The organism is Massilia consociata (genome assembly GCF_042432755.1).
GTDB classification, from domain to species: domain Bacteria; phylum Pseudomonadota; class Gammaproteobacteria; order Burkholderiales; family Burkholderiaceae_D; genus Telluria; species Telluria consociata.
Genome location: NZ_JBHLWP010000013.1, coordinates 395,708 through 415,818 on the forward strand (window position 1 = coordinate 395,708; position 20,111 = coordinate 415,818).

Annotated in this window: 22 protein-coding genes and 1 tRNA gene; 13 read left to right on the forward strand and 10 right to left on the reverse strand. The window is 65.9% G+C overall.

Annotation, left to right across the window (positions count from 1 at the left end):
* Positions 1-48: 48 nt before the first annotated feature.
* From lspA to ACFFJK_RS15100, 7 genes are all read left to right on the forward strand, one after another.
* The gene (lspA, locus tag ACFFJK_RS15070; protein WP_379680206.1) at positions 49-576 is read left to right on the forward strand and encodes a signal peptidase II; all 528 of its coding nucleotides are present in this window, start codon (positions 49-51) and stop codon (positions 574-576) included.
* A gap of 61 nt (positions 577-637) precedes the next feature.
* A complete protein-coding gene (gene coaBC / locus ACFFJK_RS15075; protein WP_379680564.1) occupies positions 638-1,858 on the forward strand; it encodes a bifunctional phosphopantothenoylcysteine decarboxylase/phosphopantothenate--cysteine ligase CoaBC in 1,221 nt (406 codons plus the stop codon).
* A gap of 15 nt (positions 1,859-1,873) precedes the next feature.
* Positions 1,874-2,323: a dUTP diphosphatase gene (dut, locus tag ACFFJK_RS15080; RefSeq protein ID WP_379680207.1), complete on the forward strand. Its 450-nt coding sequence runs from the start codon at positions 1,874-1,876 to the stop codon at positions 2,321-2,323.
* Positions 2,324-2,342: 19 nt separating this feature from the next.
* Entirely contained in the window at positions 2,343-3,428 is a 1,086-nt protein-coding gene (locus ACFFJK_RS15085; RefSeq protein ID WP_379680209.1) for a M48 family metalloprotease, read from the forward strand.
* Positions 3,429-3,545: 117 nt separating this feature from the next.
* Positions 3,546-4,553 carry an XdhC family protein gene (locus tag ACFFJK_RS15090; protein WP_379680211.1) on the forward strand — a complete coding sequence of 336 codons (1,008 nt, stop codon included), beginning with the start codon at positions 3,546-3,548 and terminating at the stop codon, positions 4,551-4,553.
* Positions 4,554-4,626: 73 nt separating this feature from the next.
* On the forward strand, positions 4,627-5,538 hold the full coding sequence (locus ACFFJK_RS15095) for a DMT family transporter (protein WP_379680212.1): 912 nt from the start codon (positions 4,627-4,629) through the stop codon (positions 5,536-5,538).
* Positions 5,538-6,428: a DNA-3-methyladenine glycosylase 2 gene (locus tag ACFFJK_RS15100; RefSeq protein WP_379680565.1), complete on the forward strand. Its 891-nt coding sequence runs from the start codon at positions 5,538-5,540 to the stop codon at positions 6,426-6,428. The genes ACFFJK_RS15095 and ACFFJK_RS15100 overlap by 1 nt, the downstream gene beginning before the upstream one ends.
* A 37-nt stretch (positions 6,429-6,465) precedes the next feature.
* Here ACFFJK_RS15100 and ACFFJK_RS15105 read toward each other — a convergent pair whose 3' ends face one another.
* Both ACFFJK_RS15105 and ACFFJK_RS15110 read right to left on the reverse strand, forming a co-directional pair.
* On the reverse strand, positions 6,466-6,879 hold the full coding sequence (locus ACFFJK_RS15105; RefSeq protein WP_379680214.1) for a T6SS immunity protein Tdi1 domain-containing protein: 414 nt from the start codon (positions 6,877-6,879) through the stop codon (positions 6,466-6,468).
* Between the two features lie 191 nt (positions 6,880-7,070).
* A tRNA-Met gene (locus ACFFJK_RS15110) sits at positions 7,071-7,147 on the reverse strand.
* A gap of 193 nt (positions 7,148-7,340) precedes the next feature.
* Here ACFFJK_RS15110 and ACFFJK_RS15115 point away from each other — a divergent pair.
* The 5 genes from ACFFJK_RS15115 to ACFFJK_RS15135 all read left to right on the forward strand — a co-directional run bounded on the left by ACFFJK_RS15115 (position 7,341) and on the right by ACFFJK_RS15135 (position 11,626).
* Positions 7,341-7,922 (forward strand): NUDIX hydrolase, encoded by a 582-nt coding sequence (locus ACFFJK_RS15115; protein WP_379680215.1) that lies wholly within the window; start codon positions 7,341-7,343, stop codon positions 7,920-7,922.
* A gap of 16 nt (positions 7,923-7,938) precedes the next feature.
* On the forward strand, positions 7,939-8,673 hold the full coding sequence (aat, locus tag ACFFJK_RS15120; RefSeq protein WP_379680217.1) for a leucyl/phenylalanyl-tRNA--protein transferase: 735 nt from the start codon (positions 7,939-7,941) through the stop codon (positions 8,671-8,673).
* 60 nt (positions 8,674-8,733) lie between these two features.
* On the forward strand, positions 8,734-9,462 hold the full coding sequence (locus tag ACFFJK_RS15125) for an arginyltransferase (protein ID WP_379680219.1): 729 nt from the start codon (positions 8,734-8,736) through the stop codon (positions 9,460-9,462).
* A 69-nt stretch (positions 9,463-9,531) separates the two neighbouring features.
* Positions 9,532-10,569, forward strand: coding sequence for a quinone-dependent dihydroorotate dehydrogenase (locus ACFFJK_RS15130; protein WP_379680220.1), 1,038 nt, complete (start codon positions 9,532-9,534; stop codon positions 10,567-10,569).
* A gap of 10 nt (positions 10,570-10,579) precedes the next feature.
* Positions 10,580-11,626: an aldo/keto reductase gene (locus ACFFJK_RS15135; RefSeq protein ID WP_379680222.1), complete on the forward strand. Its 1,047-nt coding sequence runs from the start codon at positions 10,580-10,582 to the stop codon at positions 11,624-11,626.
* A 193-nt stretch (positions 11,627-11,819) separates the two neighbouring features.
* Here the strand turns inward: ACFFJK_RS15135 and ACFFJK_RS15140 are convergent, their stop codons facing one another.
* The 7 genes from ACFFJK_RS15140 to ACFFJK_RS15170 all read right to left on the reverse strand — a co-directional run bounded on the left by ACFFJK_RS15140 (position 11,820) and on the right by ACFFJK_RS15170 (position 17,946).
* Complete coding sequence (locus ACFFJK_RS15140) at positions 11,820-12,749, reverse strand: CysB family HTH-type transcriptional regulator (RefSeq protein ID WP_379680224.1); 930 nt, start codon at positions 12,747-12,749, stop codon at positions 11,820-11,822.
* 13 nt (positions 12,750-12,762) lie between these two features.
* Positions 12,763-13,845 (reverse strand): sulfate/molybdate ABC transporter ATP-binding protein, encoded by a 1,083-nt coding sequence (locus ACFFJK_RS15145; protein WP_379680225.1) that lies wholly within the window; start codon positions 13,843-13,845, stop codon positions 12,763-12,765.
* A complete protein-coding gene (gene cysW, locus ACFFJK_RS15150) occupies positions 13,842-14,762 on the reverse strand; it encodes a sulfate ABC transporter permease subunit CysW (protein ID WP_379680226.1) in 921 nt (306 codons plus the stop codon). Before cysW ends, ACFFJK_RS15145 begins: the two co-directional genes overlap by 4 nt.
* Positions 14,759-15,616, reverse strand: coding sequence for a sulfate ABC transporter permease subunit CysT (gene cysT, locus ACFFJK_RS15155; RefSeq protein WP_379680227.1), 858 nt, complete (start codon positions 15,614-15,616; stop codon positions 14,759-14,761). Before cysT ends, cysW begins: the two co-directional genes overlap by 4 nt.
* Positions 15,617-15,774: 158 nt before the next feature.
* Entirely contained in the window at positions 15,775-16,548 is a 774-nt protein-coding gene (locus ACFFJK_RS15160) for a sulfite exporter TauE/SafE family protein (protein WP_379680229.1), read from the reverse strand.
* A 238-nt stretch (positions 16,549-16,786) separates the two neighbouring features.
* The gene (locus tag ACFFJK_RS15165) at positions 16,787-17,425 is read right to left on the reverse strand and encodes a peroxiredoxin (RefSeq protein WP_379680230.1); all 639 of its coding nucleotides are present in this window, start codon (positions 17,423-17,425) and stop codon (positions 16,787-16,789) included.
* A 134-nt stretch (positions 17,426-17,559) separates the two neighbouring features.
* Positions 17,560-17,946, reverse strand: coding sequence for a diacylglycerol kinase (locus tag ACFFJK_RS15170; protein WP_379680231.1), 387 nt, complete (start codon positions 17,944-17,946; stop codon positions 17,560-17,562).
* Positions 17,947-18,079: 133 nt separating this feature from the next.
* Between ACFFJK_RS15170 and ACFFJK_RS15175 the strand changes: the two genes are divergently transcribed.
* Positions 18,080-18,883 carry an IclR family transcriptional regulator gene (locus tag ACFFJK_RS15175; protein ID WP_379680232.1) on the forward strand — a complete coding sequence of 268 codons (804 nt, stop codon included), beginning with the start codon at positions 18,080-18,082 and terminating at the stop codon, positions 18,881-18,883.
* Positions 18,884-18,901: 18 nt separating this feature from the next.
* Here the strand turns inward: ACFFJK_RS15175 and pbpG are convergent, their stop codons facing one another.
* Positions 18,902-20,077 carry a D-alanyl-D-alanine endopeptidase gene (gene pbpG / locus ACFFJK_RS15180; protein ID WP_379680234.1) on the reverse strand — a complete coding sequence of 392 codons (1,176 nt, stop codon included), beginning with the start codon at positions 20,075-20,077 and terminating at the stop codon, positions 18,902-18,904.
* Between the last annotated feature and the right edge of the window lie 34 nt (positions 20,078-20,111).

Here is a 20,111-nt window from a genome sequence, read left to right on the forward strand (position 1 = left end):
CCGCCATGCCATCCCCGCGACGGCATGGCGGCCACCGACACCTCTACCATGGCCACCAAAAAGAAAACCGCATCCCCGGGCGCCAAGCCCGTCTACAAGAGCTCCGCCGGCCTGTTGCCGTGGCTCGGCATCGCCCTGATCGTCGCGCTGCTCGACCAGGTCACCAAGATCACCGTCGAGCGCAGCTTCGCCTATGGCGAAACACTGCCGATCACCGGCTTCTTCAACCTCATCAAGGTGTACAACCCGGGCGCGGCCTTCAGCTTCCTGGGCGACGCCGGCGGCTGGCAGCGCTACTTCTTCACCGCGATCGCCTTCGTCGCCGTCGGCTTCATGCTCTACCTGCTGAAGAAGCACGCCAGCCAGCGCCTGTTCTGCTTCGGCGTGGCCCTGATGATGGGCGGCGCCATCGGCAACGTGATCGACCGCATGGCCTACGGCCACGTGATCGACTTCCTCGACTTCTACTGGAACGGCATCGGCCACTTCCCGGCCTTCAACATCGCCGACATCGGCATCTGCGTGGGCGCCTTCCTGTTCATCGTGGACGAACTGCGCCGCGTGAACCAGTCGTAGCAACAAGTTGCATCGTACAAGTTGTATTGAACAAGCATTGAATGCTGGAGGCATCATGAGCATGGACCTGAAGGGCAAGAAGATCGTCCTCGGCCTGACCGGCGGCGTGGCCTGCTACAAGGCTGCGGAACTGTGCCGCGCCCTCGTCAAGCAGGGCGCGGGCGTGCAGGTCGTGATGAGCGAAGCGGCCACCCACTTCATCGGCACGGTCACCATGCAGGCCCTGTCCGGCCAACCGGTCTTCACCGACCAGTGGGATCCGCGCATGGCCAACAACATGGCCCACATCGACCTCACCCGCCATGCCGACGCGGTGCTGGTCGCGCCCTGCTCGGCCGACTTCATCCGCAAGCTGGCGCACGGCGCCTGCGACGACCTGCTGTCGACCCTGTGCGTGGCCAGGCCACGCCACGTGCCGCTGCTGGTGGCGCCGGCGATGAACGTCGAGATGTGGGAAAACCCGGCGACCCAGCGCAACGTGGCCCAGGTTCGCGAGGACGGCATCGAGCTGTTCGGCCCTGCCGCCGGCTCGCAAGCCTGCGGCGAGACCGGCCTGGGGCGCATGCTCGAGCCGGAAGAGCTGGTGGAAGAACTGATCGCCTCGTTCCAGCACAAGGTGCTGGCGGGCCGCCGCGTGATGATCACGGCCGGCCCTACGTTCGAACCGATCGACCCGGTGCGCGGCATCACCAACCTGTCGTCCGGGAAGATGGGCTACGCCGTGGCCCGCGCCGCGCGCGAGGCCGGCGCCGACGTCACCCTGGTCACCGGCCCCACTTCCCTGCCGACGCCGCACGGCGTGCGCCGCATCGACGTGCTCACCGCGCAGCAGATGCACGACGCGGTCATGGCCGGCGTCGAAGGCCAGCACGTCTTCATCGGCGTGGCCGCAGTGGCGGACTGGCGCGTGGCCAATGCCAGCGGCCAGAAGCTCAAGAAGCAGGAGGACGGCGGCGCGCCGCAGCTGGAATTCGTGCAGAACGCCGACATCCTGGCCTCGGTCGCGTCCACCACCTCGCTGTCGGGCTGGCCCTACTGCGTGGGCTTTGCCGCCGAATCGGAGAACCTGGTGGAGTACGGCGCGGCCAAGCGCGAGCGAAAAGGCATTCCCCTGCTCGTGGGCAATATCGGGCCGCAGACCTTCGGGCAGGATGAGAACACGATCATCCTGTTCGACGAGACCGGCCATACCGTCCTGCCGCGCGCCGACAAACTGACGCTGGCACGCCAGCTGGTATCCGAAATTGCGAAGCGCCTGGAACGCCGCTCCTTACTCACCTGAAAACACAAGAAGAGCATGAAGAACATCGATCTCAAAATCCTCGACCCGCGCATGAAGGAGCTGCTGCCGGCCTATGGCACGCCCGGCAGCGCGGGCCTGGACCTGCGCGCCTGCATCGACGCGCCGCTCGTCATCGAGCCGGGCCAGACCGTGCTGGTGCCGACCGGCCTGGCCATCCACATCGGCGACCCGGGCTATGCGGCGATGATCCTGCCGCGCAGCGGACTCGGCCATAAGAACGGCATTGTTCTCGGCAATCTGGTAGGCTTGATCGACTCCGACTACCAGGGGCAGCTGATGGTCTCGACCTGGAACCGCAGCCACACCACCTTCACGCTGCAGCCGATGGACCGGCTGGCCCAGCTCGTGATCGTGCCGGTGCTGCAGGTGGGCTTCAACGTGGTAGAGGAGTTCGCATCGAGCGAACGGGGCGCCGGAGGATTCGGCAGCACCGGCAAACAATAAAAACGAGTTAAGGAGGACCATGACCCGCATCCAACGCATGCGCCAGACTGCGCTGGGAATCGCCACCGCCGCCCTGTTGACGGCCTGCGCCACACAGGGTCCGGTGGCACCCGGCGGCCAGCAAGGCCCCTTCGGCCCGGCCACGCCGGCCGCCCCGCAAGTGAGCCCGGAAATGGCGGCGGCAGCCGAGACGCTGACCCGCATGGCAACCCTGCAGGACCGCCTGTACAAGGTCGCCGCGCCTCTCCTCATCGATAATGCGGAACTGTGCACGCGCCACGCGCGCAACCTGCTCGGTTTCACCGCCAAGAACCGCCATACCTACCCGGGAAACTATAACGACGCTGCGCACATGGTGCTCGGCATGGGCGAGCGCCTGCAGGTGACCAACGTGCTGGTCGGCAGCGGCGCGGCCAAGGCCGGCCTGCGCCAGGGCGACGAACTGGTGGCCGCCGGCGGCAAGCCGCTGCCCACCGGCCCGAACGCGCTGTCGCAAGCGGGCGCCGTGTTCGGTCCGATCGTCACGAAGCAGTCCAACCTGCCGCTGACGATCGAACGCAACGGCAGCACGCGCGACCTCACCATCCCCGTCACGCGCGCTTGCGCCTTCGCCATCGAACTGGGCAACGCGGACAATGTCAATGCCTATGCCGACGGTGCGCGCATCATGGTCACGCGCGGCATGATGGGCTTTACCCAGAACGACGAGGAACTGGCCTACGTGGTCGCCCATACGATGGCGCACAACATGCTTGGCCACGCAGCCAGCCAGCGCAACGCGGCCACCATCGGCAGCATCATCGACAACCTCACCCGCATCTCGCCGGACACCTCGATGCTGATCGGCAGCGGCGGCATCAAGGCGATGCCCTCCGGACTCGACGCCTCGGCCGACCGCCTCGCGGTCTACCTGCTCACGCGCGCCGGCTACCGCATCGACGGCGTGACGGCCTTCTGGAAGCGCTTCGCCGCCACCCACCCGGCGACGGTCCTGAACGGCCACACGGCCAACCACCCCGCCATGACGCAGCGGATCGCGGCGATCGACAAGGCGGTGGCCGAGGTCAAGGCGAAGAAGTCGGCGAACAGGCCGCTGACGCCGTGATTTCGTAGGGTGGCCGGCATGGCCGGCCACCCTACATGCACCCATCCGGCAGGATATCCCCGTTTTTTGTATCATTGTCCATCTCGGACACCAGCGCCGCGCAAGCGGCCGCGCCCCATGGACAGCATCGACCTCGACGTACTCAAGACCTGCGACGCCTGGCTCGCCGCCGGCCACCGCTGCCAGCTGGTGACGGTCGTGAAGACCTGGGGGTCGAGCCCGCGCCCGATCGGCGCCACGCTCGCGGTCTGCGACGACGGCACCGTGGTCGGCTCGGTCTCAGGCGGCTGCATCGAGGACGACCTGATCGACCGGGTGCGCCGCAACGGCATCGAACTGGCACGGCCGGAGATCGTCAGCTACGGCATCAGCGCCGACGAGGCGCACCGCTTCGGCCTGCCCTGCGGCGGCACCATCGAACTGGCCATCGAACCCTTGTCGTTCGACAGCCGCATCCCGGAACTGCTCGCGCGCCTGCTCGGCGGCGAACTGGTCGAGCGCCGCGTGCACCTGGGGACCGGCGCGGTGGAGCTGCGGCGCGCCGCCGCCAGCGCCATCCAGCGCGTGGAGGATGGCGTGCTCGCCACCATCCACGGCCCACGCTGGCGCCTGTTCATCATCGGGGCCGGCCCGCTGTCGCGCTTCCTGGCGCAGGTGGCCAGCGGCATGGATTACCGCGTCACCGTGTGCGATCCGCGCGAGGAATACCGCAGCGGCTGGAACCTGGAAGGCGTCGAGCTGGTGCACGCCATGCCCGACGACCTGGTGATCGAGGCACGGCTGGACGCGCGCAGCGCCGTCGTGGCGCTCACCCATGACCCGAAGCTCGACGACCTGGCACTGATGGAAGCGCTCAAGTCCGAGGCCTTCTACGTGGGCGCGATCGGCTCGCGCCTGAACAACGAGAAGCGCCGCGAGCGCCTCAGGCTGTTCGACCTCGACGACGCCCAACTGGCGCGCCTGCACGGTCCGGTCGGCATCTACATCGGCAGCAAGACGCCAGCCGAGATCGCGATCTCGATCATGGCCGAGATGACCGCGGTGAAGAACGGCGTGCCGTCCGAGCTGCTGGTGCCGCACGCGGCCGCCCCGCAAGCGGCCACCGGCATCGCGTGCGCGGCGTGAATCCGGCCGCAAGAACCGGATGGCATGGGCGCGCCCGCGCCGCCATACTTCCACTTCATTGCCTGCTGCACCGATGAACACGACAAACATGCTGCGCCTCGTGGCGCTCGCCGCCATCTGGGGCAGCTCCTTCCTTTTCATGCGCATTGCCGCACCGGTGCTCGGCCCAGCCGTGCTGATCGAATACCGGGTGGCGTTCGCGGCGCTGTTCCTGCTGGGGGTCGCGTGGTTCATGCGCCGGCGTGGCAAGGGCGTGCCGCTCGACCTGCGCCGGCACTGGAAGCATTACCTGATCCTGGGCTTCTTCAATTCCGCCCTTCCATTCCTGCTGTTCGCATTCGCGGCGCGCACGCTGTCGGCCTCGGTGCTGTCGGTGCTGAACGCCACCGCACCGATGTTCGGCGCCCTGGTCGGGGCCGTGTGGGCGCGCCAGGCTGTCTCGGGACGCAGCGCGCTCGGGCTGCTGCTGGGCACCGGCGGCGTGGCCCTGCTGGTCGGCTTCGACCATGTGTCGGAACGCCCGGGCGCCTTTGTCGCCATCGGCGCCGCGCTGGTGGCGGCATTCAGCTACAGCATCGCCAGCCAGTATGCGAAGACGGCCAGGGCGGTGCCGCCTTTCGCCAACGCGCACGGCTCGATGTGGGCGGCCACGCTGTTCGTGATCCCGGCGCTGCCCTTCTTCCCGGCCCCCGGCGAGCCCACCGTCGGCATCATGGCCGCCGTGCTCGCGCTGGGCGTGCTGTGCAGCGGCATCGCCTACATGATCTACTTCAAGCTGATCGAGGAAGTCGGGACCACCTCGGCGCTCACCGTCACCTTCCTGAACCCGATGTTCGGGATCCTGTGGGGCGCGATCTTCCTGCATGAAGTGATCGGCTGGCATACGCTGGTGGGCTCGGCCGTCGTGCTGGTCGGCACCGCGCTGGTGACCGGCTTCGTGCCCGCTTTCATGCGGCGGCCGGCTGCGGCCGTGCAGGGCAAATGATGGCGGCGGCGGAACTTTCGATCGCCCTGCCGGACGGGTACCGGCTGCAGGATGTGCTGGACTTCCACGGCCGCGATACCGAGGCCCTGGCCGAACAGGTAGGGGCAGACGGCTTGCGCAAGGGCGTGCTGCTGGGCGGCGTGCCGGTCGTGCTGGCAGCCGGATTCACGCCCGGCGAGGCGCGCTGCACGGCCGACGCCGACGGGGAGCTCACGCCCGACCTGCTCGCACGCGCCCACGATGCGCTGCTCAACATCCTCGGCCTGCGCATCGACCCGGCCGCGTTCGCCGCCTTCGCCCACGACGACCCCATGCTCGGCCCGATCCTGGCGCGCCAGCCCGGCCTGCGCATCGTCCAGTCCGCGACGGTCTTCGAGGCGCTGACCTGGGCGATCATTGGCCAACAGATCAACCTGCCGTTCGCGATTGCGCTGCGGCGCACCTTCATCCAACTGGCAGGCCGCCCCCACTCGGGCGGATTGTGGTGCTACCCGGAAGCGCCCGACGTGACCCGCCTGGCGCTGGAAGCGCTGACGAGCCGGAAGTTCTCGCGCGCGAAAGCCGAGACCCTGCTGCGCGTGGCCCGGCTCGTCGCCGATGGGGCGCTCTCGCTCGAGCGCGGGCGCCCAATCGACGAGGTGGTGCCGGAACTGCTGGCCATCAAGGGCATCGGCCCCTGGACGGTCAACTATGCCCTGCTGCGCGGCTACGGCTACCCGGACTGCTCGCTGCAGGGCGACGTGGCGATCCGCACCGCCTTCCACCGCCTGCTGGGCGGAGACGAGCGGCCGAGCATCCCGGCCACGGAACGGCTGCTCGAACGCTATGCCCCGCACCGGACCATGGCGGCAGCGTATTTGTGGGCAAGCCTGGGTGAGGTCATCGACTGACCCGGACGGCGCAGAGCCGCCCACCCAACGAAGCGCTTCAGTTCCAGCGCGGCAGATTGTCGAACTGCTGCGCCCCCTCGCCCGAAAACCGTATGAGTTCCGGCAAGGGCACGATGGCCAGGTTGTCGCACCCATAATGCCCGCCGAGTGCGCTCGGAATCTTGAGGCAGTATTTCCGCCCGTCGGTGAGCGGCCCCAGCGTCGCTTCGGCCAGGTGTACCACTTCGGGCATGTACCAGTCGTTCAGGAAATCCTGGTTGTACGCGAGCGCGTCGTATGCGGCGCGGCTGTCGGCCACCGGCTCGCAGCACAGGTCTTGCGGACGCAGGCGCCAGTAGCGCCCTTCGTCGTCGCGGATGATGAGGTTGCCGAATGCATTCGCCCCAAGGACTTCGACCGCTGTCAAGCCAACCCATCCCCAGGCGTCGTTGATGTCGTCTACGTTGATCATGTCTTTGTGCCCCTATTGCGTCGCATGCCGGCGCGGGAAGCGTGAAGGCCGGCGATCGCGTTGTTTGACCGGACAGGGGGTGTGGATGTTGCAGGCGGACGCGACAGGCTTGATGTGCGTCGATTTGAAGGCGGGAAACCGGGCAGGAAATGAAAAAGCCGCTGATCCTTGCGGATCAACGGCTTCGAATCTGGTTGCGGGGACAGGATTTGAACCTGTGACCTTCGGGTTATGAGCCCGACGAGCTGCCAGACTGCTCCACCCCGCGTCTGATGAAATGAATTATACGCCGAAACAGGCCATTAGGCAAATCCAATGCCTTCCCGGTGTGCAATTGCAGCACACGATGGCTATCCGGGACGCCCTCCCCGCCGCCCCGCCCCCGGCGCCCGCCTCCGAAGCACGTCATGGCGACGGCAATTCAGTGTAAAGTAAGCACAATCCCAACCTGCCGCTGACCTATGAAATTCTGCTCCGAGTGCGCCCATCCCGTCGCCCTGGCCGTCCCCGAAGGCGACAACCGGCCGCGCTACGTCTGCCCGCACTGCCACACCATCCACTACCAGAACCCCAAGCTGGTCATCGGCTCGATCCCGGTCTGGGAACAGGACGGCAAGCTGCAGGTCCTGCTGTGCAAGCGTGCGATCGAGCCGCGCTACGGCTACTGGACGCTGCCGGCCGGCTTCATGGAGAACGAGGAAACCACCGAGCAGGCCGCAGTGCGCGAAACCGAAGAGGAAGCCGGCGCCCATGTCGAGCTGGGCAATCTGTTCACCCTGCTCAACGTCGCCCACGTGCACCAGGTCCACCTGTTCTACCTGGCGCGCCTGCGCGACCTCGACTTCGCGCCGGGCGAGGAAAGCCTCGACGTGCGGCTGTTCACGCAAGACGAGATTCCGTGGGACGACCTGGCCTTCCCGACCATCCGCACCACGCTGGAACTGTTCTTCGCCGACCGCGTCAAAATCCGCGAGGGCGGCAGCTACGGGTTCCATAGCCGGGACATCGTGCGCCCGATGCTGGCTCCACGCGAGCCCGACTGATCCAGCGAGCGCCGCCATGATTCCCTGGCTCGAGCCGACATCGCCGTTTCCCGACGTGTCCGAGGCACTGACCGCGGACGCCCCAGGCCTGCTCGCGGCCGGCGCCGACCTGTCGCCGCAGCGCCTGCTGCTGGCCTACCAGAACGGCATCTTCCCCTGGTTCTCCGAAGGCCAGCCCATCCTGTGGTGGAGTACCGACCCGCGCATGGTGCTGCCTACCTCCCGCTTCAAGGTCAGCGACAGCCTGAAGAAGACCCTGCGCCGGGTCGAGCGCAGCCGCACCGGCGGCGGCCCCTGGGATGTGCGCTTCGACAGCGCGTTCGAATCCGTGATGCGCGCCTGCGCCGCGCCGCGCAAGGACGGGCCCGGCACCTGGATCTCCGAAGACATCATCGCCGGCTATACCGGCCTGCACGCGATGGGCTACGCCCACTCGTCCGAAGTCTGGTTCGAGGGCGAGCTGGTGGGGGGCGCCTACGGCGTGTGCATCGGCCGCATGTTCTACGGCGAATCGATGTTCGCGCGTGTCCCGGATGCGTCCAAGGTGGCGCTGGCCTACCTGGTCGCCTTCCTGCGCAGCCATGGGGTCAGGATGATCGACTGCCAGCAGGAGACCGGGCACCTGGCCTCGCTGGGCGCCGCGCCGATCCCACGCAGCGCTTTTCTTTCGCACCTGCGCCAGGCCATCCACGAGCCTGCCATCCCGCGTTGGGAAGTTGTTCCGCCCTGCGCGCCACCGTTGACTGGCTAACGGTGACACCCGTTCGAATTCGCTAAAATAGGTTCATCACGTCGTCTCGAGAGCTTTTGCATGACGCACCTAAATGACCTGCCCTTTGCCACGCTGCAGTTCTACACCACGGCACCCTATCCGTGCAGCTATCTCGATGCACGCCAGGCCCGATCGCAGGTCGCGACGCCGTCGCACCTCATCAACGCCGACGTGTATTCCGAACTGGTCAAGAACGGCTTTCGCCGCAGCGGCATCTTCACCTACCGTCCTTATTGCGACGGCTGCCAGGCCTGCATCCCGGTGCGGGTGAAGTGCGAGGATTTCACGCCCAACCGCACCCAGCGCCGCGCCTGGAAACGCCATGGCGACCTGGTCGCGATGGTGGCCAACCTCGCCTTTTCGGACGAGCACTACGCGCTCTACCTGCGTTACCAGACCACGCGCCACGTCGGCGGCGGCATGGACCAGGACAGCCGTGACCAGTATGCCCAGTTCCTGCTGCAAAGCCGCGTCAACACGCGCCTGGTCGAGTTCCGCGAGCCGGACGGGACCCTGCGCATGGTGTCGATCATCGACGTGTTGTCCGACGGCCTGTCTTCGGTCTACACCTTCTTCGACCCGGACGTGCCGGGCGCGTCCTTCGGCACCTACAACGTGATGTGGCAGGTGAACCAGGCGCGCGAGCTCGGCCTCTCCTACGTCTACCTCGGGTACTGGATCGAGCAAAGCCCGAAGATGGCCTACAAGATCAACTTCCGGCCGCTGGAAGCGCGCATCAAGGGCGTTTGGGGCGTACTCGACCGCTAACAAGCCATCTCGGTCGAAGGGACAAGTCCGACGCGGTAAAATGGCGAGAGTCATTTCCCCGAGTCCCCCATGCCAGACAAACTCCTGTACAAGCTCGCCCGTCCGATGCTGTTCTCGCTCGATGCCGAGAACGCCCACAACCTGACCCTGCCGCTGCTGCGCCGCGCCGCCGCGCTCGGCCTGACGAAACTGTCGGCCAAGCCGGCGCCCGATCCGCGCACCGTCATGGGCATCACCTTCCCGAACCCGGTCGGCCTGGCCGCCGGCCTCGACAAGGACGGCGCCTACATCGACGGCCTCGCCTCGCTCGGCTTCGGATCGATCGAAATCGGCACCGTGACGCCGCGCCCGCAGGGCGGCAACCCCAAGCCGCGCATCTTCCGCCTGCCGCAGGCGCAGGGCATCATCAACCGCATGGGCTTCAACAACGGCGGCGTCGATGCCTTCGTCGCCAATGTCCAGGCTTCCCGCTTCTACCAGGAGAAGCAAGGCGTGCTCGGCCTGAACATCGGCAAGAACGCCGACACGCCGATCGAGCGCGCCGCCGACGACTACCTGCAATGCCTGCGCAAGGTCTACCCGTACGCGAGTTATGTCACGGTCAACATCTCCTCGCCGAACACGAAAAACCTGCGCCAGCTGCAGGGCGAATCGGAACTCGACGCCCTGCTGTCGCAACTCAAGGAAGAACAGCTGCGGCTGGCCGACCAGCACAAGCGCTACGTGCCGGTCGCCCTCAAGATTGCTCCGGACATCGACGGCGACCAGGTGCGCAACATCGCCGGCGCCCTGCTGCGCCACAAGATCGACGGCGTCATCGCCACCAACACCACGCTCAGCCGCACCGCGGTGCAGGGCATGCAGCACGGCGAGGAGACGGGTGGCCTGTCGGGCGCGCCGGTCTTCGAGCTGTCGAACACGGTGATCCGCCTGTTGAAGAGCGAGCTGGGCGACGCGCTGCCGATCATCGGCGTGGGCGGCATCATGCGCGGCGAGGATGCGCGCGCCAAGATCGAAGCCGGCGCGCAACTCGTGCAGCTCTACAGTGGACTGATCTACGCCGGCCCGGCGCTGGTGCGCGACACCGCGGCCGCGCTGCGCCGCTGAAGGAGCAATGATGGAACGCAGGCAGCTGGGGCAAACCGATCTGATGGTTTCAAAAGTGTGCCTCGGCACCATGACCTTCGGCGAGCAGAACACGGAAGCGGATGCGCACGCCCAGCTCGACTATGCCTTGGCGCGCGGCATCAACTTCATCGACACCGCCGAGATGTACCCGGTGATGGCTCGCCCCGACACGCAAGGTTCGACCGAGCGCTTCATCGGCAGCTGGCTGAAGAAGACCGGGCGCCGCGCCGACATCGTGCTGGCGACCAAGATCGCCGGCCCGAACAAGATGATGCCCTGGATCCGCGGCGCCAACCACAACCTCGATGCGGCCAACATCCGCGCCGCCGTCGAGGACAGCCTGCGTCGCCTGAACACGGACTACATCGACCTGTACCAGATCCACTGGCCGAGCCGCAACCTCCCGATCTTCGGCGCCAACAGCTTCAATCCGGAAGGCGAGCGGCCGGCGGTGCCGATCGCCGAGACGCTCGGCGCGCTCGACGAACTGGTGCGTGCCGGGACCATCCGCCACATTGGCGTGTCGAACGAGAGCACCTGGGGCGTGTGCCAGTACATCAAGCAGTCGGAGCTGCTCGGGCTACCGCGCATCGCCACGGTGCAGAATTTGTACAACCTGACGGCGCGCCACTTCGAGACCAGCCTGATGGACGAGGCCTGCTACCGCGAACGCGTGAGCCTGCTGGCCTACAGCCCGCTGGCCTTCGGGCAGCTCACGGCCAAGTATCTCGACGATCCGAACGCAAGCGGTCGCCTGACCATCTTCCCGAAGAACTGGAGTCCTCGCTATGTGCGCCCTCGCGTGCTGGAGGCGACCGCGGAATATGCGGCGCTGGCGAGGGCGCATGGAATGACGCCGGCGCAGATGGCGCTGGCGTGGTGCTATTCGCGCTGGTTCGTGGGGGCGACCATCATCGGGGCCACGAACCTGACGCAGCTGAAGGAGAACATCGATGCGGCTGAGCTGGTGCTGTCAGAGGAGGTGGTGAAGGGGATCGAGGAGATTCATGCGAGGTACACGAATCCGGGGCAGTGAGGGCTTGGTCGGCTGATGTGACTTCGGATGGGAAATCGGGTCCCCGCCTGCGCGGGGACGACGGTTCTTAGGCTAGCGAACCGATCACACTACACCAGCCAGTACACTTAGCACGTCGTACGCGCCACTGGCGCCTACGACTTCCCGCGAAGGCGGGAACCCAATGTTAGTAGCACACCATTACCGCAAACAATCACTCCACCGCCTGCAAGGCCTTCTCGATATCCGCCCTCGTGTACCCCTGCGCAAAGCGCTCGATGAAGTGGTAGGCATACGCCCGCAGGTAAGACCCGCGGCGCACCGCGAGGCGCGTCACGTTCGGCGCGAACAGGTGCGAGGCCTCGATCGCCCGCATGCCCTTGTCGCGTCCGTGATCAAAAGCCATCGAGGCCACGATTCCCACGCCCATGCCGAGCGACACGTACTGCTTGATGACGTCCGAGTCCATCGCGGTCAGCACGATGTCAGGCGCCAGCCCGGCTTCCACAAAAGCCGCATCGATGTGGCTGCGGCCCGTAAAGCCGACGTCATAGGTGATCAGCGGATGTTCGGCCAGGTCTTCCAGCCGCAGCGGCTGGCTCGAGGCAAAAATCGGGTGGCCTTCCGGCGCCACGACCAGGTGGCTCCAGCGGTAGCACGGGAAGGAGACCAGGTCGGGGAAGGCCGACAGGCCTTCGGTGGCGATACCGATGTCGGCCTTGCCGGATAAAACCCATTCGGCGATGTGTTCCGGTGCGCTCTGCTGCAGGGCGATGCGCACGCCCGGGAAGGCGTTGCGGAAGGACTGCACCACCTGCGGCAGCGCATAGCGCGCCTGGGTGTGGGTGACGGCCACCGTGAGGGTGCCGCTGTCCTGGGCCGCGTACTCGCGGCTGGCCTGCTGCAGGTTCTCGGCTTCCACCAGCAGCTTCTCGACGATCCTGAGGATGCCCTTGCCCGGCGGCGTCAGGCCGGTCAGGCGCTTGCCGTTACGCTCGAAGATCTCGACGCCGAGCTCTTCCTCGAGCTCGCGGATCTGGCGCGATACGCCGGGCTGCGAGGTGAACAGCGCGTTGGCCACCTCGGTCAGGTTGAAGTCGCGGCGCGCGGCCTCGCGCACGGAACGCAGCTGCTGGAAGTTCATGTCCCCGCGCCTCTCAGATGCCTTCGCCGGCGTCGACGAACACTTCGATGCGGCGCGGCTTGACCACAAGGGTATCGCCCTCCTTGAAGCCTTGGCGCGAGAACAGTTCGTTCGGGATCACGGCCTCGATCAGCTGCTGGTTGTCGGCGCGCTCGAGGTCGAGCTGGGCCAGCGGGCCGATCGCGTGGGCGCGGCGCAGTTTCGCGACCACGCCTTGCGGCTCCCCTTCGCCGGGCGTATAGCGTGCGACATCGAGCTCGTGCGGGCGCACGTAGCCGATGCCCGCGCCATTGCGCACCTGCGCATGCTGGGGCACGTCGAACTGGACTTCGCCGCTGGCCAGCACGCCTTCGTGCACGCGGCCATGGAACAGGTTGACGTTGCCCAGGAAGCCGTAGACGAAGGGCGAAGCCGGCTGGTTGTACACGGCGTCGGGCGTGCCGAGCTGCTCGATGCGGCCCTTGTTCATCAGGACCACCTGGTCGGCCACTTCCAGCGCTTCTTCCTGGTCGTGGGTGACGAAGATCGAGGTCACGTGCAGTTCGTCGTGCAGGCGGCGCAGCCAGCGGCGCAGTTCCTTGCGCACCTTGGCGTCCAGCGCGCCGAAAGGCTCGTCGAGCAGCAGCACGCGCGGCTCCACCGCCAGCGCGCGCGCCAGGGCGATGCGCTGGCGCTGGCCGCCCGACAGTTGCGGCGGGTAGCGGTCGGCGATCCAGTCGAGCTGCACCAGCTCGAGCAACTGGCGCACCTTGTCGCGGATCTGCTGCTCGGACGGGCGTTCCTTGCGCGGCTTGACGCGCAGGCCGAAGGCGACGTTCTCGAACACGGTCATGTGCTTGAACAGCGCATAGTGCTGGAACACGAAACCGACCTGGCGCTCGCGCACATGGCGGTACGCGGCGTCCTGGCCGTCCAGCAGCACGGTGCCGGAATCAGGATGCTCGAGGCCCGCGATGATGCGCAGCAGGGTCGTCTTGCCGCAGCCCGAGGGGCCGAGCAAGGCCGTCAGCTCGCCGTCGGGGAACTGCAGCGACACGTTGTCCAGTGCGGTGAACTGGCCAAACTGCTTGCGGATGTGCTGGACTTCGATAGTCATGTTGCTTCCTTCAGGTGTGCGTCGGCGGCGTCCTTGTTCCCGGCCCTTGCCTGGTGCAGGCGCCATTCGATAAAGCTTTTTACGGCCAGGGTCACCAGCGCAAGCAGCGCCAGCAGCGAGGCGATCGCGAACGCGGCCGTGAAGTTGTATTCGTTGTAGAGGATCTCGACCTGCAGCGGCATGGTGTTGGTCTCGCCGCGGATGTGGCCCGAGACCACGGATACGGCGCCGAATTCGCCCATCGCACGGGCATTGCACAGGATGACGCCGTACAGCAGGCCCCACTTGATGTTCGGCAGCGTCACGCGCCAGAAGGTCGACCAGCCCGAGGCGCCCAGCACCAGCGCGGCTTCTTCCTCTTCGGTGCCCTGCTGCTGCATCAGCGGGATCAGCTCGCGCGCCACGAACGGGAAGGTGATGAACACGGTCGCCAGCACGATGCCCGGCACCGCAAACAGGATCTTGATGTCGTTCTCGGCCAGCCACTCGCCGAACCAGCCCTGCGCGCCGAACAGCAGCACGAAGGTCAGGCCCGCGATCACCGGCGACACCGAGAACGGCAGGTCGATCAGCGTGAGCAGAATGCTCTTGCCGCGGAACTCGAACTTGGCGATGGCCCAGGACGCCGCCACGCCGAACACGAGGTTGAGCGGCACCGAGATGGCGGCCGCGATCAGGGTGAGCTTGATGGCCGACAGCGCCTCCGGGTCGCGGATCGACTCGAGGTAGGTATCCCAGCCGCGCTTGAGTGCTTCGGTGAAGACCGCGGCCAGCGGCACGAACAGGAACAGGGTCAGGAAGGTCAGCGCGACGGCGATGAGCAGCCAGCGCATCCAGTCCGGCTCCAGCACGTTGGTCGATGGGCGGCCGCGCGCAGCGGCCGGCGCCGGCTTGATGTTGTCGAGGACGGCGCTCATTGGCCCGCCTCCTTGCCCGAACGCTTGCGTGTCCAGACCTGCAGCAGGTTAATGGCCAGCAGCATGATGAAGGACGCGACCAGCATCACCACCGCGATCGCCGTGGCGCCCGTGTAGTCATACTGCTCGAGTTTGCTGATGATGAGCAGCGGCGTGATCTCCGACACCATCGGCAGGTTACCGGCGATGAAGATCACCGAGCCGTACTCACCGGTGGCGCGCGCAAAGGCGAGCGCAAAGCCGGTCAGCAGCGCCGGCACGATCGAGGGCAGCACCACGCGGAAGAAGGTCTGCAGCGGCGAGGCGCCCAGACTGGCGGCGGCTTCCTCGAGCTCGCGCTCGGCTTCTTCCAGTACCGGCTGCACCGTGCGCACCACGAACGGCAGGCCGATGAAGGTCAGGGCCAGCACCACGCCCAGCGGGGTGAAGGCCACCTTGATGCCGAGCTTGGCCAGCTGTTCGCCGATCAGGCCGTTGTGCGAGTACAGGGCGGTCAGGGTGATGCCGGCCACCGCGGTGGGCAGCGCGAACGGCAGGTCCACCAGGGCGTCGACGATGCGCTTGCCCGGGAAGGTGTAGCGCACCAGCACCCAGGCGACGATGCCGCCGAAAATGACGTTGATGAAGGCGGCGATCAGGGAGGCGCCGAAACTCAGGCGGTACGAGGCCATCACGCGCTCGGAAGTGACCGCGCTCCAGAATGCCTCCCAGCTCATGGTGAAGGTCTTGAGGAAGACCGCCGACAGCGGGATCAAGACGATCAGCGCGAGGTAGAAAATCGTGAAGCCGAGCGAGATGCCGAATCCGGGGATGACCCGGCCGGGAGACCTGCGTGGCGCTTTGAGCGATGTCATGGAAGCCCTTATTACAAATTCTTCTAACGGGCTGCCATAATCTCACGCAGCCTTCATATTACAAACGAAACTTTCCTCATTTGTATAGACGGTTTCGGCTATTACGACTTGGCACGCCTGACAACACGCCACGGCGCCGCCGCACCTTCTTGCCACGCTCAGAAAACCAGTTTTGCAGCAACGCCGGTCAGCGTCGTGGCCAGCAATGCGCGCAGGAAGCGTTCCGGCACCTTGCGCGCCGCCATCGCACCCAGGGTAATCCCGGGCACCGAGCCGACCAGCAGGGTCAGCAGCAACATCCAGTCGATCGAGCCCAGCCACCAGTGTCCGATGGCGGCGATGGCGGTCAGGGGCACGGCATAGGCGATGTCGGTACCGGCCACCTCGGCCGGGGTCAGGCGTGGATACAGCATGACCAGCAGCGTGGCGCCGATCGCGCCTGCGCCGATCGAGGACACCGTGACCAGCACGCCGAGCACGGCGCCGGAAACGACGGTGGTGACGGCCAGCGCCCGTCCCTGCAACTGGCGTCCCGGACGCGCATTCACCCAGGCCTGCATGCGTGCACGGAACAGCAGCGCAACCACGGTCAGCATCACGGAAACGGCAATCGCATAGCGGATGAACTGGCCGATCCGTTCGTCGATCCCGCCGAAGTACTTGAGCGCCAGCGCCGTCAGCAGCGCAGCCGGCAAGGCGCCCAGGCACAGGCGGCCGACGATCTGCCACTGGACGGTGCGGTTGAAACGGTGGGTGATGGTGCCGACACCCTTGGTGATGGAGGCAAAGGCGAGGTCGGTGCCGACGGCAACCGAAGGCGAAACGCCGAACAGGAGCGTGAGCAGCGGCGTCATGAGCGAGCCGCCCCCTACGCCTGTCATTCCAACCAATAGCCCTACTGCAAACCCTGCGATGATGTACGTCGTCGACATGCCTTTACCCCTAAGTTATGGCACAGGGTAAGGGGATTCGGCAGTGAAACAAACAACAGGTTTCTTATTTGCTTATGCGGCAAGGGATGGGCTGTGGGTGGCCGGCTTCGCCGGCCGCGCGGTGATCGTTACCAGTAGAAAGGCCGGGCCGGCTGCTCATGAACTGGTTGGACGCGCGGACGGCAAAGCCGTCCACCCTACTGACGCATCGGGCAATCGATACCCGGCGCAGAAACAATTACTTGTTCGGCTGTGGCGTCAGGCGCAGGTAAGGACGGGGCGCCTCATAGCCTTTCGGATACTTCTGCTTGATCACTTCCGGATCCTGCACGGTCAGCGGGATGATGACCGGGTCGCCATCCTTCCAGTTGCCCGGGGTGGCGACGGTGTAGCCGTCGGTCAGTTGCAAGGCGTCGATCACGCGCAGCACTTCGTCGAAGTTGCGGCCGGTGCTCATCGGGTAGGTGATCATCAGGCGCACCTTCTTGGCCGGGTCGATCACGAACAGCGAACGCACGGTGGCGGTGGCCGAAGCCTCAGGGTGGATCATGTCATACAGGGCCGAGACCGATTTGTCGGCGTCGGCGATGATCGGGAAGCCGACCACGGTCTGCTGGGTTTCCTCGATGTCCTTGATCCAGTCGCGGTGCTTGTCGGCCGGGTCGACCGACAGCGCGATTGCCTTGACGTTGCGCTTGTCGAATTCCGGCTTGAGCTTGGCAGTCAGGCCCAGCTCGGTGGTGCAGACCGGGGTGAAGTCGGCCGGGTGCGAGAACAGCACCACCCAGGAATCGCCCGCCCACTCATGGAAACGGATCTTGCCGATGCTGGATTCCTGCTCGAAGTCGGGGGCGGTATCGCCAAGACGTAAGGTCATTTCATTTCTCCATGGTGATTGAACTACGGAAGCCGATCACGGATCGGCAACATCAACGCATAGTCTAAGAGGACTCGGCAGTGATGCAAACGACAAGTTTGTTATTTGCTTGTGCGGCGGCGTTACTTGGCTGATTACATGAACCGGCTGTACAACACGACCGCCCAGGTCGCGAATGCCAGCAGCAGGCTCAGCGCCACCGCAGCGCTGCCCATGTCCTTGGCCACCTTCGACAGCGGGTGGCGCTCGAGCGAGATGCGGTCGACGACGGCTTCGATGGCCGAGTTGATGATCTCGACAATCAGAACGAAGACCAGCACGCCGACCAGCGCCAGCCTCTGGAAGCCCGAGACCGGCAGCAACACGGCGACGAGCGAGGCGAATGCGATCACCATGACCTCCTGGCGGAAGGCGGCTTCGCTGCGCCAGGCCCAGGCCAGGCCGTCCCAGGTGTTGCGGCAGGCCGCCAGGATGCGGGCGATGCCGCGTTTGGTCTTGAACTCGCTGGTCGGTTGTTCCATGAATGCTCGAAAAGAATGCCGGAATGTCATTATGCCGTGTCGGCCCTGCCCTGCACACTACAACCCATCGGTTTGCATCAGCGTTTCACATCATGGTATAAAGAGGCAGATACTGCACTGCACCAACCACATCATGAAAATGGAAACCCCAGAATTGGCACCCGCGTCGGCCCCGGCCAAGACCTCGATCCAGGTGATCGAGCGCATGATGGCGCTGCTCGACGCGCTGGCCAATTATTCCGACCCGGTGAGCCTGAAGGAACTGTCGAAGGTCTCCGGCCTGCATCCCTCGACCGCGCACCGTATCCTGAACGACATGGTCGTGACGCGCTTCGTCGACCGGGTCGAGCCGGGCACCTACCGCCTCGGCATGCGCCTGCTCGAACTGGGGAACGTAGTCAAGAGCAGGCTGTCGGTGCGCGAGGCGGCGCTCGACTTCATGCGCGCCCTGCACAAGAAGACCCAGCAGACCGTGAACCTGTCGGTGCGCCAGGGCGACGAGATCGTCTACATCGACCGCGCCTATTCGGAGCGCTCGGGCATGCAGGTGGTGCGCGCGATCGGCGGCCGGGCGCCGCTGCACCTGACCTCGACCGGCAAGCTGTTCCTGTCGATCGACGACGCCAAGGCGATCCGCGCCTATGCGACACGCACCGGCCTGGCAGGCCACAACAAGAATTCCATCACCGACCTGGCGCGCTTCGAGCGCGAGCTGGGCCTGGTGCGCGCGCGCGGCTATGCACGCGACAACGAAGAGCTGGAACTGGGCGTGCGCTGCATGGCCGCCGGCATCTTCGATGACAGCGGCAAGCTGGTGGCGGGCCTGTCGATCTCGGCGCCGGCCGACCGCCTGCAGGAAGAATGGCTGGAAGACCTGGTGCAGACGGCCTCGAGCATCTCGGCGACGCTGGGCTACCGCCCTGCCCCGCCGATCTGAGCCCGCGGGTACGGTCGCTTACTCCAGGGTCGGCGCGACCGCATTGGCGGCGCTCATGACCGGTATATTGCCGCTGGACGTTGCCCCAAGGTTATCGGGCAGCTTCTCCAGGAAACGCCGGACCCGGCTGGCATCGGCCGTGCGCGACATCTTTCCCTTCGAATCCAGGAAGACCATGACGACGTTGCGTCCATGGATCATGGCCTGCATCACCAGGCAGCGCCCGGCTTCGTTGATGAAGCCGGTTTTCTGCAGGCCGATGTTCCAGTCGGGCAGCGCGACGAGGTAGTTGGTGTTTGCGTAATGCATGGTGCGACCGCTGGCCTTGACGGTCGATTTCGGCGTGGTCGAGTATTCGCGCAGCAGCGGCATCTGGTGGGCGGACACGACCAGCTTGGCGAGGTCGCGCGCGCTCGACACGTTGCGGCTCGACAGGCCGCTGGAATCGACGAAGCGGGTGTCGTCCATGCCCAGTTCGCGCGCCTTGGCATTCATGGCGTCGACGAAGGCGCGAATGCCGCCGGGATAATGGCGTCCGAGCGCGGACGCGGCGCGGTTCTCCGAACTCATCAGGGCAATGTGCAGCATTTCGCGCCGGGTCATCCGGGTGCCGACAGGCAGGCGCGAGCTGGAATATTTGTGGCGGTCGACGTCGGCATCGGTGATGCGCAGTACTTCGTCGAGGTCCTGCCTGGCCTCGACGACGACGAGGCCGGTCATGAGCTTGGTGATCGAGGCGATCGGCAGCGCGACATTGGCGTTCTTCTCGAACAGCACTTCCGAGCTGTTCTGGTCGAGCACGAGGGCGACGTTCGAGCGCAGCGACAGGGCGTCGACGGTACGGTTCAGGCCGGCGATGTCACCCAGGCTGCGCGGGTCCAGGGCAACGGCGGCGCCGGCGCCCGCGGCGCGGCGCACCGTGTGGTAGCTGACCTTGCGTTTGCCGCGCACCGTCTCCACCCGGCGCACCATGCGCTCGCGGTTGTCGTCAGCGATCTGGTGGGCCAGGTCCTTGCGCTTGCCGCGCACGGCTTTCTTGCGCACGGCCTTGCCTTTTTTCGCGGCCTTTCCCTTCTGTTTTTTCTTGACGGCCTGGCTCTTGCCGGCCTCGGCGCCTGCGCCTGCGCCGGCAGCCTGGACGGGCTGCAGGGCAAACAGCAGCGAAACGATGGCGGCCAATGCAAGTTTGAACATCTGGAAACCCTTCGACGCAAACTGATGAGGTACG

Excerpts from the sequence above, each read along its gene's own strand:
- lspA (WP_379680206.1), top strand. The coding sequence starts at position 49 with ATGGCCACCAAAAAGAAAACCGCATCCCCGGGCGCCAAGCCCGTCTAC.
- coaBC (WP_379680564.1), top strand. The coding sequence starts at position 638 with ATGGACCTGAAGGGCAAGAAGATCGTCCTCGGCCTGACCGGCGGCGTG.
- dut (WP_379680207.1), top strand. The coding sequence starts at position 1,874 with ATGAAGAACATCGATCTCAAAATCCTCGACCCGCGCATGAAGGAGCTG.
- ACFFJK_RS15085 (WP_379680209.1), top strand. The coding sequence starts at position 2,343 with ATGACCCGCATCCAACGCATGCGCCAGACTGCGCTGGGAATCGCCACC.
- ACFFJK_RS15090 (WP_379680211.1), top strand. The coding sequence starts at position 3,546 with ATGGACAGCATCGACCTCGACGTACTCAAGACCTGCGACGCCTGGCTC.
- ACFFJK_RS15095 (WP_379680212.1), top strand. The coding sequence starts at position 4,627 with ATGAACACGACAAACATGCTGCGCCTCGTGGCGCTCGCCGCCATCTGG.
- ACFFJK_RS15100 (WP_379680565.1), top strand. The coding sequence starts at position 5,538 with ATGGCGGCGGCGGAACTTTCGATCGCCCTGCCGGACGGGTACCGGCTG.
- ACFFJK_RS15105 (WP_379680214.1), bottom strand. The coding sequence starts at position 6,879 with ATGATCAACGTAGACGACATCAACGACGCCTGGGGATGGGTTGGCTTG.
- ACFFJK_RS15115 (WP_379680215.1), top strand. The coding sequence starts at position 7,341 with ATGAAATTCTGCTCCGAGTGCGCCCATCCCGTCGCCCTGGCCGTCCCC.
- aat (WP_379680217.1), top strand. The coding sequence starts at position 7,939 with ATGATTCCCTGGCTCGAGCCGACATCGCCGTTTCCCGACGTGTCCGAG.
- ACFFJK_RS15125 (WP_379680219.1), top strand. The coding sequence starts at position 8,734 with ATGACGCACCTAAATGACCTGCCCTTTGCCACGCTGCAGTTCTACACC.
- ACFFJK_RS15130 (WP_379680220.1), top strand. The coding sequence starts at position 9,532 with ATGCCAGACAAACTCCTGTACAAGCTCGCCCGTCCGATGCTGTTCTCG.
- ACFFJK_RS15135 (WP_379680222.1), top strand. The coding sequence starts at position 10,580 with ATGGAACGCAGGCAGCTGGGGCAAACCGATCTGATGGTTTCAAAAGTG.
- ACFFJK_RS15140 (WP_379680224.1), bottom strand. The coding sequence starts at position 12,749 with ATGAACTTCCAGCAGCTGCGTTCCGTGCGCGAGGCCGCGCGCCGCGAC.
- ACFFJK_RS15145 (WP_379680225.1), bottom strand. The coding sequence starts at position 13,845 with ATGACTATCGAAGTCCAGCACATCCGCAAGCAGTTTGGCCAGTTCACC.
- cysW (WP_379680226.1), bottom strand. The coding sequence starts at position 14,762 with ATGAGCGCCGTCCTCGACAACATCAAGCCGGCGCCGGCCGCTGCGCGC.
- cysT (WP_379680227.1), bottom strand. The coding sequence starts at position 15,616 with ATGACATCGCTCAAAGCGCCACGCAGGTCTCCCGGCCGGGTCATCCCC.
- ACFFJK_RS15160 (WP_379680229.1), bottom strand. The coding sequence starts at position 16,548 with ATGTCGACGACGTACATCATCGCAGGGTTTGCAGTAGGGCTATTGGTT.
- ACFFJK_RS15165 (WP_379680230.1), bottom strand. The coding sequence starts at position 17,425 with ATGACCTTACGTCTTGGCGATACCGCCCCCGACTTCGAGCAGGAATCC.
- ACFFJK_RS15170 (WP_379680231.1), bottom strand. The coding sequence starts at position 17,946 with ATGGAACAACCGACCAGCGAGTTCAAGACCAAACGCGGCATCGCCCGC.
- ACFFJK_RS15175 (WP_379680232.1), top strand. The coding sequence starts at position 18,080 with ATGAAAATGGAAACCCCAGAATTGGCACCCGCGTCGGCCCCGGCCAAG.
- pbpG (WP_379680234.1), bottom strand. The coding sequence starts at position 20,077 with ATGTTCAAACTTGCATTGGCCGCCATCGTTTCGCTGCTGTTTGCCCTG.